Below are 12922 nucleotides of genomic sequence, written 5' to 3' on the forward strand. Positions count from 1 at the left end.
AGGCCGCCGGGCGCTGTGATTGATGGCGCACGTTCTGTCACTTCTTCTTGGGCCAGGGAATCAGCATCATGACGCCGGCGCTGGCGCACAGCAGCCCGATCGTCGTCCACAGCTGCTGCCCCGTCATGAAGCTGCCCTTCAGATAGCCCAGCCCCTGCGCGGTCCACACCCCGCCGACCAGCAGCAACACGATTCCGAGCCCGACCAGCACTTTTCTGCTCATGGACGGGAGGTTACCGGCGGCAGGGCGCCCGGAAGGTTCGATGGCGGTCGTACTATGAACGTCGTCGAAGTCGTGAGGAGTCACCGTGGCACGTCCCCGCACCACCCCGCGGACCGTGGAGCACCCCGAGCTGTCCGAGGTCACGTTGCAGCAGGCCCTGGAGGCGCTGGCGGACCCGGTCCGGCGCACGGTCGTGTGCCAGCTGACGCGCGCGGGCGGCGAGAAGGGCTGTGGCACGTTCGACACGCCGGTGTCGGACTCGACGCTGACCCACCACTTCGCCGTCCTGCGCGAGGCGGGCGTGATCCGGCAGCACTACCGGGGCACGACCAAGCTGAACTCGTTGCGCACGGCCGAGATGGAGGCCCGGTTTCCCGGCCTGCTGCCGGCCGTGGTGACCGCGGCGGAGGCCGAGGCTTAACTTCGATGGCGATCAAAGTTTGACGGCCATCAAACTTTGGGGCAGGGTGGGCGGCACTGCTTCCCGACCCCTGAGGACGGCGCCGCCATGGCAAGACTCGTGCAGTTCGACCGGCTCGGCGGTCCCGAGGTGCTGACGCTCCGCGACGTCGAGGTGGGTGATCCCGCCGAGGGCGAGGTGCGGATCCGCGTGGACGCGATTGGCCTGAACCGGGCCGAGATCATGTTCCGCGAGGGCGTCTACTACGAACAGCCGGTCTTCCCGGCCACGCTCGGCTACGAGGCCGCGGGCGTGGTCGAGGCGGTCGGCGAAGGCGTGTGGCACGTCGCCGAGGGCGACCCGATCGCCGTCGTGCCGGCGTTCTCACTGACCAGGTACGGCACCTACGGCGACCACGTCATCATGCCCGCCTCCGCCGTGTTCCCCCGCCCGGCGAACGTCGGCGCGGAGCGGGCCGCGGCCGTGTGGATGGCCTACATCACCGCGTACGGACCGCTGTTCGAGTCCGGCGAGGTCCGCCCCGGCGACCCCGTGCTGATCAGTGCCGCCGCGAGCAGCGTCGGCCAGGCGGCCGTCCAGATCGCCCGCCACGTCGGCGCGATCCCGATCGCCACCACCCGCGACGCCGCGAAGCGCCAACGGCTCCTGGACGCGGGCGCGGCGCACGTCATCGTCACCGCCGAGGAGGACCTGCCCACGCGCGTCAAGGAGATCACCGGCGGCGAGGGCGTCCGCCTGGCGTTCGACCCGATCGCGGGTCCCGGCGTGGAAACAATCGCCCAGGCCATCGCTCCCGGCGGCCACCTGGTGGTCTACGGCGCGCTCGACCCGCGCCCCACGCCCCTGCCGAACGCGAGCAGCTATCCGCGGCTGACCAGCCGCGCGTACTCGATGCACTCGATCAGCAGGGACCCCGAACGCCTGCGCCGCGCCGTCGCGTTCATCAACGCCGGGCTCGCCGTCGGCTCGTTCACGCCCGTCGTGGACCGCACGTTCGATCTTGCCGAGATCGCCGACGCTCACCGGTACATGGAGGCGAGCAGCCACATCGGCAAGATCGTCGTCACGGTCACCCACGACTAGACCAGCCAGGCAGGCTCTCCGGTCACCGTCTCCGCGATCGCGGACAGCGGAATGACCATCCACTCCGGACGGAACCGGTGCTCGTGCCGCACCTCCAGCACCGCCCGGTCCAGTTCGACGGCGGTCAGCAGCGCTCCATCGGGCCGCAGATCCGGCGCCAGCTCGGCGTACCCGTCGCAGAACGCCTTCCGGTTGCGCTCCAGCCAGCGCGCGGCGCTGGGCAGCAGGGTCGCGACGTCCTCCGCGCCGACCAGCAGCTGTGCCGCCGCGTAGTGCAGCGACCTCAGGACGGTGGCCACGTCGTGCTCGGCGGGGCGTGGCCGCGCGCGTTCCGCCGCGCTGCCGTTCGGGTCTCCCTCGAAGTCGACCAGCACCCAGGTGCGCGGCGACCGCAGCACCTGGCCCAGGTGCAGGTCGCCGTGCACCCGTTGCAACCGCAGGGGTTCGGAGGTCGCCAGCACCGCGTCGAACCGGGCGCGCAGGCCCGCCTCGAACGGCGCCAGCGCGGGGACCTCGGTCAGCGCGGCGTCCAGGCGGCGGTGCAGGGCCGCGGCGAACTCGACCTCGTCGTCCGGTCCGGCGACCTGCTCGCCGAGCGTCTCGCGCAGGTCGGCGTGCACACGCGCGACGGCCCTGCCCAGCCGGTGCGCCTCGGCGGCGAAGTCGCCGCCCGCGTCCTGCGGGTCCGCGCCGGGGCCGGCCAGGAAGTCCCGGACGCTGGCCGTGGCCATCGGCCAGCCGAGCGCGCCGAGCGGCACGAACTCGTGCAGCACCGCGAAAGTCGTGCGCACTCCGTCCAGTTCGGACTCCAGCGCGCCCAGCGGCGGTGCGATGTGCGGGTCGTCGATCTCGTGCAGCGCGGTGTGCAGCACCAGTTCCGGGTTGTCGCCGGGCACCAGCTCGCGGAAGAACTTCAGCACGTGCCGCCGGCCGTAGACGATCGAGAAGTTGCGCTGGGGCCCTGGGAACGGCCGCCCGACCGGAGCGGCGGTGTACCTGGGCGGCAGCGCGCCGCGGAACCGCAGTTCCTCGATCTCCGAGGGCTTCTCGAAACGGTCGAGCAGCACGGCCGTCAGTTCCGGGTCGTGGACTGCCTCGTACACCTCGCGCTCGCCCGCGCGGCCGATCCGGGCGTGCACCAGGCGTTCGGGCAGCTCGTCGCGCAGGCCCAGCAGCAGCTGGTACCGCCGTCCGTCACTCACGAGCACGACGTGGACCAGCATGGGATCGCCGTCGCGCAGGACGGTGACTCGTTCGCACACCACCGGCCCGCGGCCGCGGAACCAGGGCTGCGCGTGCAGCCAGCGGTCCAGCTGCTCGGGGGCGGGGACGACCTCGACGGCCTCGCTCGTCGTCACTTCTTGTCGCCGCCTTCCACGTCGGAGCTCAGCTGGAACCAGTAGAAACCGTGGCCGGGCAGGGTCAGCTGGTACGGCAGCTCCCCGACCGCGGGGAACGCCACGCCGCCGGTGAGCTCCAGCGGCACGGCGCCGGCGTGCTCGGACAGGTCGAGCTCGACGGGCTGCGGGAAGCGCGAGAGGTTGTTCACACAGAGCACCACGTCGGCGCCGAGCGTGCGGCGGTAGGCGAGCACCGTGGGGTTGGACGCCCCGAGCTCGGTGAAGTCACCGTGCCCGAACGCGCGGTGCTGCCTGCGCACCTCGATCATCCGGCGGGTCCAGTTCAGCAGCGACGACTGGTTGCGGGTCTGCGCCTCGACGTTGAGGCCCTGGTAGCCGTAGACCGGGTCCATGATCACCGGCAGGTAGATCCGGCCGGGGTCGCACGACGAGAAGCCCGCGTTGCGGTCCGGCGTCCACTGCATCGGGGTGCGCACGGCGTCGCGGTCCTGCAGCCAGATGTTGTCGCCCATGCCGATCTCGTCGCCGTAGTACAAAACGGGCGAACCCGGCAACGACAACAACATCGCGGTGAACAGCTCGTGCTGGTTGCGGTCGTTCTCCAGCAACGGGGCCAGGCGGCGGCGGATGCCGATGTTCGCCTTCATCCGCGGGTCTTTCGCGTACTCGGTGTACATGTAGTCACGTTCGTCATCCGTGACCATTTCCAGCGTCAGCTCGTCGTGGTTGCGCAGGAAGATGCCCCACTGCGCGTTCTCCGGGATCGCCGGCGTCTGCGCCAGGATCTCCGAGATCGGGAACCGCGACTCCCGCCGCACCGCCATGAAGATCCGCGGCATCAACGGGAAGTGGAACGCCATGTGGCACTCGTCCCCGCCGACGGCCTGGTCGCCGAAGTACTCCACCACGTCCGACGGCCACTGGTTCGCCTCCGCCAGCAGGACGCGGCCGGGGAACTCGTCGTCGACGACCTTGCGGCACTTGCGCAGGAAGTCGTGGGTCTCGGGCAGGTTCTCGCAGTTCGTGCCCTCGCGTTCGAAGAGGTACGGGACGGCGTCGAGGCGGAAGCCGTCGATGCCCAGCTCCAGCCAGAACCGCAGGATGTCGAGCATCGCGTCCTGGACGGCGGGGTTGTCGAAGTTGAGGTCCGGCTGGTGGCTGAAGAAGCGGTGCCAGAAGAACTGCCCGCGCACCGGGTCGTAGGTCCAGTTCGACGACTCCGTGTCGACGAAGATGATCCGCGCGTCGCTGTAGCGCGAGTCGTCGTCGCTCCACACGTAGTAGTCGCCGTACGGGCCCGTCGGATCCTGCCGCGACTGCTGGAACCACGGGTGCGCGTCGGACGTGTGGTTGAGCACCAGGTCCGTGATCACCCGGATCCCGCGCCGGTGCGCCTCCTCCAGCAGGTACACGAAGTCCTCGACCGTGCCGAACTCCGGCAGCACCGCCCGGAAGTCGCTGATGTCGTACCCGCCGTCGCGCAACGGCGACGCGTAGAACGGCGGCAGCCACAGGCAGTCGACGCCCAGCCACTGGAGATAGTCCAGTTTGGACGCGAGCCCGCGGAGGTCGCCCGTGCCGTCACCGTTGGAGTCGCTGAACGCCCGGACCAGAACCTCGTAGAAGACCGCGCCCTTGAACCAGTTCGCCTCGTGCTCCATGGCACCTCTCGCTCGCACGTAGTGGGAATTGCGGCAGAGTGCGGCACAGCGGGCGCCAAGATCAAATCGTTCACCTGACCGTGTGAACGGCTCCGGAGGTCAGTGTTCTTCGTGCCGTTCGAGCACGCAGGCGATCCGTTGCATCGGGATCTCGTGCCGGTCGCGGGTGAGTTCGTCCTGCACGACGTAGTGCAGCTTCTCCCCCACGCTGCGCAGCATCATCACGATCCCCTTGTGCGTCTGCTCCCCGTCGACGCTGAACTCGACGAAGTCCCCTTGCCGCGCATCAGACCCGTGGTCACGCAGAATCACGGTCCCCACCTCCACGTCGTTGTGGCTGCGAACTGCACCTCGCCGAGGGGATACCCCCGCGCGAACGGCCCAGTTCGGCGTTTCCCCTGTCGTGGCGGGAATTCACCCGGCCAGGTGGCAGGATGCGGTGATGGACACGCGGCGCAGGAACAACGTGACCGTCATCGGCCGCGAGGGCGGTCCGACCGTGCTGCTCGCCCATGGTTTCGGCTGCGACCAGAACCTGTGGAGACTGGTGGCGCCCGCGCTGGCCGAGCAGTTCCGCGTCGTGCTGTTCGACTACGTCGGATCGGGCAGATCCGACCTCGCCGCGTGGTCTCCGCAGCGCTACTCCACGCTCGACGGGTACGCCGAGGACATTCTGGACATCTGCGCCGAACTCGACCTGCACGACGTCGTGCTGGTCGGGCACTCGGTCAGCGCGATGATCGCCGTGCTCGCCGCCAACCGCGAACCCGCGCGGTTCGCCAAGCTCGTGCTGCTCACCCCGTCGCCCTGCTACCTCGACGACGGCGACTACCGCGGCGGTTTCTCCCGCGCGGACATCGACGAGCTGCTCGACTCGCTGGAGTCGAACTACCTCGGCTGGTCCGCGGGGATGGCGCCGGTCATCGCCGGCAACCCGGACCGTCCCGAGGTCGCCGGTGAGCTGGAGGACTCGTTCTGCCGCACCGATCCGGCGATCGCGCGGGTGTTCGCGCGCACCACGTTCCTGTCGGACAACCGGGCGGACCTCGCGGGCGTCACCGTCCCCACCGCGGTGGTGCAGTGCTCGGCGGACGCGATCGCGCCACCTGAGGTCGGCCGGTTCGTGCACGACCAGATCCGGGGCAGTGTCCTGGTGACATTGGACGCGACCGGGCACTGCCCGCAGCTGAGCGACCCGGAGCAGACCACGGCGGCGATCGCCGGGTTCGCGGGCGCCCGGTGATCAGCCGGGCGGACGACGCTCGCGAGAACTTCGCGGACCTCTACGAGCACGCGCCGTGCGGCTACCTGTCCACGTCGATGGACGGCACGATCACCAAGGTCAACGGAACGCTGCTGGGATGGCTCGGCATCGGGCGGGACGAGCTGGTCGGGCGGCGCCGGTTCGCCGACCTGCTCACCGTCGGCGGCCGCATCTACCACGAGACGCACTTCGCGCCGATGCTGCGCATGCACGGTGAGGCCGGCGGCATCGCACTGGAACTGATGCGCGCCGACGGCACCCGGTTGCCGGTGCTGGTGAGCTCGACCGTCAAGACGGGCGCGAGCGGCACCGCCGAGCTGATCCGCACCACCGTCTTCGACGCGCGCGACCGGCGTTCCTACGAGCAGGAGCTGCTGCGGGCCCTGCAGGTGGCCGAACGGGAACGCGATCGGGTGCAGCTGCTGGCCACGACGTTGCAACGCACCCTGCTGCCGCCCTCGTTGCCGCACGTTCCCGGCATGGACGTCGCGGCCTACTACCACCCCGCCTCTGCCGACGAGGTCGGCGGAGACTTCTACGACCTCTTCCCGCTGGCCGACGGCACCTGGGCGTTCTTCCTCGGCGACGTGTCCGGCAAGGGCGCCGAAGCCGCCGTGGTCACGTCGCTGGCCCGCTACACGCTGCGCGCCGCCGCCGTGTACGACCCGCATCCGGTCGCCGTGCTGGAGCACCTCAACACGGTGCTCATCCAGGAGCAGATCAGCACCACGCCACGCTTCTGCACCGCCATCCACGGTCTGCTGGAACCGGCCGACGGCGGCGCCACGATCACGCTCGCCGGCGGTGGGCACCCGCCCGCGCTGCTCATCCGCCACCACGGCGCGGCCGAGCTGCTCACGATCCGCGGCGGCCAGCTGATCGGCGCGCTGCCCGGCGCGCGGTTCGCCGAGCTCCAGGTGCACCTGCGGCCCGGCGACACGCTGCTGCTCTACTCCGACGGCCTGACCGAGGCCAGGACCCACGGCCGCGTCCGCTACGACGAGGAGGAACTCCGCGACTTCGCCGACGCCCTCGACGTCAGCAGCGCGACCGAGACCGTGGCCGCCGTGTCCAAGCTCCTCGCGGGCTTCGGCGTCGACGACGACACCGCGCTGCTGGCGCTCAGCGTCAACCTCGACGAGGAAGGCCGGTCATGACCACGTTCACCGTCCTCATTCGTGACACCCAGGCCGGACCGGTGCTCGAACTCGCCGGAGACCTCGACGACGCCACCGCTCCCCTGGCGCTCCAGGCGGTCAAGGCCCTCACCCCGCGAGCGGGCCAGCAGGTGGTCGTCGACCTGACGGAACTGCGGTTCTGCGACTCCAGCGGCATCTCCACGCTGATCGCCGCCCACAACCTGGCGCACGCGGCCGACGCCGGCATCGCGCTGGCGGGGGTGCCCCGCCACCTCGCCCGCGCCCTGGCACTCGTCGGGCTGGGCGGCTTCTTCGTCACCCATCCCACCGTCGTGCAGGCCCAGACCGCCTGGGCAGACCCGCGTGGCGAATGAGCGGCATCTGGCCCCTCGACGTGCGTCGGCCCGTTCGGGACAATCGTGACCTCCTGCAGGTTCCGACCAGGTAACGGAGGCTGCACGGCGGCCCGCCGGCGCGAGCCGTAAGCTGAGTGAGTTGATCCTGATGCGGTCACGCAAGGCGTGGGCCTAGACCTCGCTACGTCCCAGGAATGACTGGAAGCAGTCGACGTGGTGGAGGAAGCTGTGCCAGCTGTGAATGATCGGCCTTTTCCCGGTGGTGTTCCCACCGGTGCGCGAACCTGACAGAAATCGTCAAACACTGAGTCATGCGCGAGCGACAGTGATGGCCGCGCTGCGTGACAGCGAGAGCCAACTCGACACGTTGGCACGCGTGGTTCGCGCGTGCGTGGACGTGCTGCCGGTCGACGGCGCCTCCATCTCGGTGATGAGCGGTCCGCGCGAGCGGGAGACCTTGTACGCCAGCGACGAGATCGCGGCGCAGATCGAGGACGTGCAGTTCAGCCTGGGCGAGGGTCCGTGCTTCGAGGCGTTCGCCACGCGCAGGCCCGTGCTGGTCCCCGACCTGGCCAAGGCATCGGTCGTGGAATGGCCGGTGTTCGCAACGGCGATCGCCACACTGCCCATCGGCGCGATCTTCGCGTTCCCGTTGCAGGCGGGCGCGATCGGCATCGGCGCGGTCGATCTGTACCGCCGCGTGCCCGGGTGGTTGTCGGGTGACGAACTCGCCGTCGCGCTGGAGGTCATCGACCTGGTGACCGCGGTGCTGCTCGGGCTGCTGCTGGGCGAAGCAGGTGACGCCGACGGATTCCAGGGTCTGCTGTCTCCAGGACGGGAGCAGGTGCACCAGGCGACCGGCATGCTCATCGCGGCTTTCGACATCTCGGCGGAGGAGGCTTTGGCCCGGCTGCGTGGGTATGCCTTCGTCATGGACAGATCGCTGGACGACGTCGCCAAGGACATGGTGAGCCGCAGGTTGTCCCCGCTGGAACTGGGAACATGACCGCGCACGAGGTGTCGATGGCGACCCGGTGCGGGCAGCGCTACCGTCGGACGAACATGACAGGAGCTGTTGATGAGCGGTAGGGCACCTTCCAGAACGGAGCGAGAGTCCCGGCTGCTCCAGGCCTTCGTGCAACTGGCGGACACCCTCGTCGACGACTACGACGTGGTGGACGTACTGCACCGGCTGGTCGACCACTGCGTTCAGCTGTTGGACGCGACGGCCGCCGGCTTGATGCTGTCCGACCAGCGCGGCGGCCTGCGGGTGGTGGCCTACTCCTCCGACCAGACGCGGATGCTCGAACTGTTCCAGCTCCAGGCGAGCGAAGGTCCCTGCCTGGAATGCGTGAACACCGGCGAACCGGTGCTGGTCGCGGACCTGACGACCGTGACAGAGCGCTGGCCCCGGTTCGCGCCGCTCGCCATCGAGGAGGGTTTCGCCTCCGTGCACGCGGTGCCGATGAGGTTGCGCCGCGAGACCATCGGCGCGTTGAACCTGTTCCGCCGCGAGACCGGTTCGCTGGGCGAAGAGGACCTGCTGGTCGTGCGAGCGCTGGCGGACACCGCCACGATCGGGATCCTGCAGGAACGTGCCATCCGGCGCGGTGAGGTCGTCACCGAGCAGTTGCAGACGGCGCTGAACAGCCGGGTCGTCATCGAACAGGCCAAGGGCGTGCTCGCGTTCGCCGAAAACCTGGAGATGGAGCAGGCGTTCCAGGCGTTGCGCGACTACTCGCGCAACCGCGGTCGCCGGCTGGCCGACGTCGCGCGGGAACTCGTCCTCGGCGAGCTTCGTCCGGACGACCTCCTCACCTCGCGGCACCGTCCGATCGACGGATGACCGGGGTAACCTGGTCCGGCTGGCAGATGCAGCAACCGCCCGGACCCCGCGGTCTCGTCACCTCGTCGTGAGGAGATCACCGTGGCCGGCGGAATCGAGCCAATCGCACTGACGCGGATGGCGATCGCGCTCGTCTCCGAGCACGCCAGCCCGCTGACTCCGCCCGGCGCGTTCGGTGCGGGGAGCCAGAACCTCCACGTGGCGGGGCTCGCGACCGCGTTGTCCGCTCTCGGCCACCAGGTGGTCGTCTACACGCGGCGCGACCATCCCCACGTCCCGCAGCGAGTGCGGACCGCTGACGGTTACGACGTGGTGCACGTGCCGGCCGGGCCCGCGACGAAGCTGAACGGCGACGAAGTCCTCGCCTACCTCGGGGACTTCGTCGGATTCCTCAAGCTCACCTGGAAAGCGCGCCGTCCCGACGTCGTGCACGCCCACGGCTGGTTGTCCGGCATCGCGGCCGTGCTCAGCGCGCGGGACATCCCGATGCCGGTGGTGCAGACGTACCACTCGGTGGGCAGCGTGCCGCAGCCCGGCCGGAGGGCGAACGGTCCGGCGTCGGCCAAACGGCTGGCCGTGGAGCGGCTCGTCGGTCACGAGGTCGCCCGTGTGGTCGCGCTCTGTTCGGCTGAAGCACGTGCCGTGCTGGGAATGGGAATAGACCGGGCGAAGCTCGCCGTGGTGCCCAGGGGTGTCGATCTCGACCTGTTCACGCCGAGACGGAAGCCGGTGCACCGGCTGAGGCCGCGCAAGATCGTTTCAGTCGGCAGACTCCTGCCGCGCAAGGGGTTCGATGCCGTCATCCGTGCCCTGTCCACAGTAGAGGGAACGGAGCTGGTGATCGCCGGGTGCGGCGCGCAGGGCGACGTCTACGGCGATCCGGAGACGAAGCGACTGCTCGCGCTGGCCCGGTCGACGGGAGTCGGAGACCGGGTCGTGTTCGCCGGCCACGTACCTTACGCCGAGTTGCCCGAACTGCTGCGCTCAGCGGACGTGGTGGCGTGCACTCCGCCGCACCAGTCGTCCGGTGGCGTGGCACTGGAAGCGATGGCGTGTGGTGTCCCGGTCGTCGCGACCGCGGTCGGAGGCCTCGTCGACGCCGTGGTGGACGGGCTGACCGGCGTGCTGGTACCGCCGGGGAAACCGGACGCGATCGGCAAGGCACTGAGAGCCCTGTTCGCCGACAGCACGCACCGGGAACTGCTCAGCGCCGGCGGGCACGACCGTGCGCACGCGCGGTACTCGTGGCAGCGCGCCGCCACCGACCTGACGCGGAACTACGCCGCGGCGGGAGTCCGTCTGTCGTCCTTTGTGGATGGACGTACCCCCATGAGGAGCAACGCTCTCGCTCCGCAACGCGACAGCCGGTAGCCTGACCCCGTTCAACCGCCCGGCCCCCGCGGACTCGTCACCTCGCTGTGAGGAGATCCACCGATGGGCAGGATCGCGCTGGTGTCCGAGCACGCCAGCCCGCTGACAGCAGCCGGGCAGCTCGACGCGGGAAGCCAGAACGTCTACGTCGCCGCGCTTTCGGCCGCGCTGTGCGGCCTCGGTCACGAGGTCGTCGTCTACACCCGCCGAACCGCCCCGCGTGCCCCGAACCGGGTGCGCACCCAGGCCGGTTACGAGGTGGTCCACGTGCGTTCCGGCCCCTCCAGGAAACTCGCCGAGGACGAGTCCACCGCCCGCGTCACGGACTTCGCCCGGTTCCTCAGCGCGGACTGGAACACCAAGCGGCCCGATGTCGTGCACGCACAAGGCTGGCTGTCCGGGATCACGGCGGTACTGGGAGCCCGCACCAGGCAGGTGCCGGTGGTACAGACGTTCCACACGCTGGGCTCCGCCGACCGGAGCCTCGCGGTCGAACGACTGCTCGGCCAGGAGGTGGCACGGGTGGTGGCCACCCACTCGGACGAGGCGGACGGCGTGCTCAGGATGGGGATCTGCGGATCGAAGGTGTCCGTGATTCCCCACGGCGTCGACTTGAAGCTGTTCACACCGCACGGTGCGACCGCGCCACGCGACCGCGCACGCCGCGTCGTGACGGTCGGCCAGTTGGTCCCGCACCAGGGATTCGACGACCTCATCCGCGCACTGTCCACTGTGGAGGACACCGAGCTGGTGATCGCCGGCGGGTCCGCGAACGGCCGGCTGCGCGGCGCCCCGGAGGCGAGACGACTGCGGACGCTGGCCCGTTCGCTTGGCGTCGCGGACCGGGTCGTGTTCACCGGCCACCTGCGCCAGAACGAGTTGCCCGCCCTGCTGCGGTCCGCGGACGTCGTGGCGTGCACGCCGTGGCACGACTCGTTCGGCGTCAACGCGATCGAAGCCATGGCCTGTGGCGTCCCGGTGGTGGTGACCGCCGTGGGAGGCCTGGTCGACGCCGTGGTCGACGAAGAGACCGGCGTACGGGTTCCGTCACAGGATCCGCGTGCGATCTCCCAGGCGCTGACAACACTCCTGCGGAACGCCACCCGGCGAAAAACCCTCGGCGCCGCGGGTCGGGAGAGGATTCGCGCGCGGTATTCCTGGGAGCGCGTCGCCGCCGACCTGGTGCGGGTCTACGCCGGCGTCATCCGGCCATCACCTGAGGAAACCGGCGCGCCCGAGCCACAGAACAACCCGAGGGTACTTCGCGCATCAGCGGCCAAGCAGGTGCTTCCTCCGGAGTTCGGCGACACCGCCCGGCTGGTGCGGACGGAGGCGGGAGAACCGGGATGATCTCGGGCCGGACCCGCACCGGCGTCGAACTCACCCCGTCCCGCGGCCCGCGGATGACGACGAAACCGGACGCCCCGTCCGACGGACAGTTCCCCGGCGGCCGGTCACCGGCCGCACCATCACCGTTCCCACGCTGAACTCGCCGGCCTGGCGAACGCGGCCGTGCCACAGCACGGCCGACCGCCATCCCGAGACAGTCCTCTGTGGACTTCTACTCGGCAATGCGGCTCGCCACGTTCACCGCGCCCTCCGGCGCCACCTGACCGCCGCCACCCCTGGCAGCAGGAGCCGGGTCGTCCGCTTCCTCACGGACACGGACGCCGGTACGGCAGGCTCGGCGACACCGGCGGTGCACCACCTGTTTCCCGGCGCGGTGGACTCCGCCGCCCGTGTGCTCAACCGTTGCGACGTCGCGGTGGTCCAGCACGAGTCCGGGATCTAAGCCGTCGTGGACCAGGCCTGACCGCCGTCACGCTGCTCGCGCCCGCCGTGGCGGGCGGGCTGATCAGCTGGAACTGGTGGGGTGCGGTCACTGCGTTCTTCTGGGCGAGTCTCGTGCGGGTGGCCGTGCTGCACCACGTCACGTGGTCGGTCAACTGGGCGAGTCCTGGCACAACTCGCACCACGCCGACCCCACCCGCGCACGGCACGGCGTCCGCCGTGGTCAGATCGACATCTCCGCGCGGCTGATCCGGGTGTTCGAGATCTTCGGCTGGGCCACCGCCGTCCGCCGTCCGCGGCCGGAGCGACTGGCGCACAAGCTGAAGACGCCTGGCGACGTCCAAACGGCGGCGTAACTCGGGATTGCGGAGCACTAAGATCAACCGTGCGCCTGGCTCAGGTCAGG

General features: G+C 70.0%; 13 protein-coding genes and 1 pseudogene. 10 read left to right on the top strand and 4 right to left on the bottom strand.

Annotated elements, in window-relative coordinates; translation table 11 throughout:
- Positions 1 to 37: 37 nt before the first annotated feature.
- Positions 38 to 223 (bottom strand): hypothetical protein, encoded by a 186-nt coding sequence (locus ACIRG5_RS23395; RefSeq protein WP_402907889.1) that lies wholly within the window; start codon positions 221 to 223, stop codon positions 38 to 40.
- An 85-nt stretch (positions 224 to 308) separates the two neighbouring features.
- Between ACIRG5_RS23395 and ACIRG5_RS23400 the strand changes: the two genes are divergently transcribed.
- Together ACIRG5_RS23400 and ACIRG5_RS23405 are read left to right on the top strand one after the other, a co-directional pair.
- Positions 309 to 644: an ArsR/SmtB family transcription factor gene (locus tag ACIRG5_RS23400; protein ID WP_402907891.1), complete on the top strand. Its 336-nt coding sequence runs from the start codon at positions 309 to 311 to the stop codon at positions 642 to 644.
- Positions 645 to 731: 87 nt separating this feature from the next.
- On the top strand, positions 732 to 1727 hold the full coding sequence (locus tag ACIRG5_RS23405; RefSeq protein ID WP_402907893.1) for a zinc-dependent alcohol dehydrogenase family protein: 996 nt from the start codon (positions 732 to 734) through the stop codon (positions 1725 to 1727).
- On the opposite strand, the gene ACIRG5_RS23410 is transcribed toward ACIRG5_RS23405, so the two are convergent.
- From ACIRG5_RS23410 to ACIRG5_RS23420, 3 genes are all read right to left on the bottom strand, one after another.
- Positions 1724 to 3085, bottom strand: coding sequence for an aminoglycoside phosphotransferase (locus tag ACIRG5_RS23410; RefSeq protein WP_402907895.1), 1362 nt, complete (start codon positions 3083 to 3085; stop codon positions 1724 to 1726). The genes ACIRG5_RS23405 and ACIRG5_RS23410 overlap by 4 nt on opposite strands.
- Positions 3082 to 4749, bottom strand: a complete 1668-nt coding sequence (treS, locus tag ACIRG5_RS23415; protein WP_402907897.1) for a maltose alpha-D-glucosyltransferase — start codon at positions 4747 to 4749, stop codon at positions 3082 to 3084. Before treS ends, ACIRG5_RS23410 begins: the two co-directional genes overlap by 4 nt.
- A 99-nt stretch (positions 4750 to 4848) precedes the next feature.
- Positions 4849 to 5061, bottom strand: coding sequence for a hypothetical protein (locus ACIRG5_RS23420; RefSeq protein ID WP_402907899.1), 213 nt, complete (start codon positions 5059 to 5061; stop codon positions 4849 to 4851).
- Positions 5062 to 5191: 130 nt separating this feature from the next.
- Here ACIRG5_RS23420 and ACIRG5_RS23425 point away from each other — a divergent pair, with 130 nt between their 5' ends.
- The 8 genes and pseudogenes from ACIRG5_RS23425 to ACIRG5_RS23460 form a co-directional block, all read left to right on the top strand.
- Positions 5192 to 5992: an alpha/beta fold hydrolase gene (locus ACIRG5_RS23425; protein WP_402907901.1), complete on the top strand. Its 801-nt coding sequence runs from the start codon at positions 5192 to 5194 to the stop codon at positions 5990 to 5992.
- Entirely contained in the window at positions 5989 to 7170 is a 1182-nt protein-coding gene (locus ACIRG5_RS23430; protein WP_402907903.1) for a PP2C family protein-serine/threonine phosphatase, read from the top strand. Before ACIRG5_RS23425 ends, ACIRG5_RS23430 begins: the two co-directional genes overlap by 4 nt.
- Positions 7167 to 7526 carry an STAS domain-containing protein gene (locus ACIRG5_RS23435; RefSeq protein ID WP_402907905.1) on the top strand — a complete coding sequence of 120 codons (360 nt, stop codon included), beginning with the start codon at positions 7167 to 7169 and terminating at the stop codon, positions 7524 to 7526. The genes ACIRG5_RS23430 and ACIRG5_RS23435 overlap by 4 nt, the downstream gene beginning before the upstream one ends.
- A 310-nt stretch (positions 7527 to 7836) precedes the next feature.
- Positions 7837 to 8514, top strand: a complete 678-nt coding sequence (locus ACIRG5_RS23440; RefSeq protein WP_402907907.1) for a GAF and ANTAR domain-containing protein — start codon at positions 7837 to 7839, stop codon at positions 8512 to 8514.
- A gap of 72 nt (positions 8515 to 8586) precedes the next feature.
- Entirely contained in the window at positions 8587 to 9354 is a 768-nt protein-coding gene (locus ACIRG5_RS23445; RefSeq protein WP_402907909.1) for an ANTAR domain-containing protein, read from the top strand.
- Positions 9355 to 9435: 81 nt separating this feature from the next.
- Entirely contained in the window at positions 9436 to 10725 is a 1290-nt protein-coding gene (locus ACIRG5_RS23450; protein WP_402907911.1) for a glycosyltransferase, read from the top strand.
- Positions 10726 to 10788: 63 nt separating this feature from the next.
- Positions 10789 to 12075 carry a glycosyltransferase gene (locus tag ACIRG5_RS23455; protein WP_402907913.1) on the top strand — a complete coding sequence of 429 codons (1287 nt, stop codon included), beginning with the start codon at positions 10789 to 10791 and terminating at the stop codon, positions 12073 to 12075.
- 438 nt (positions 12076 to 12513) lie between these two features.
- Positions 12514 to 12872 (top strand): annotated as a pseudogene (locus ACIRG5_RS23460) (acyl-CoA desaturase); the annotation flags it as partial.
- Positions 12873 to 12922 lie beyond the last annotated feature (50 nt).

Source organism: Lentzea sp. NPDC102401 (assembly GCF_044765805.1).
In the GTDB taxonomy this organism is placed as follows: Bacteria; Actinomycetota; Actinomycetes; order Mycobacteriales; family Pseudonocardiaceae; genus Lentzea; species Lentzea sokolovensis.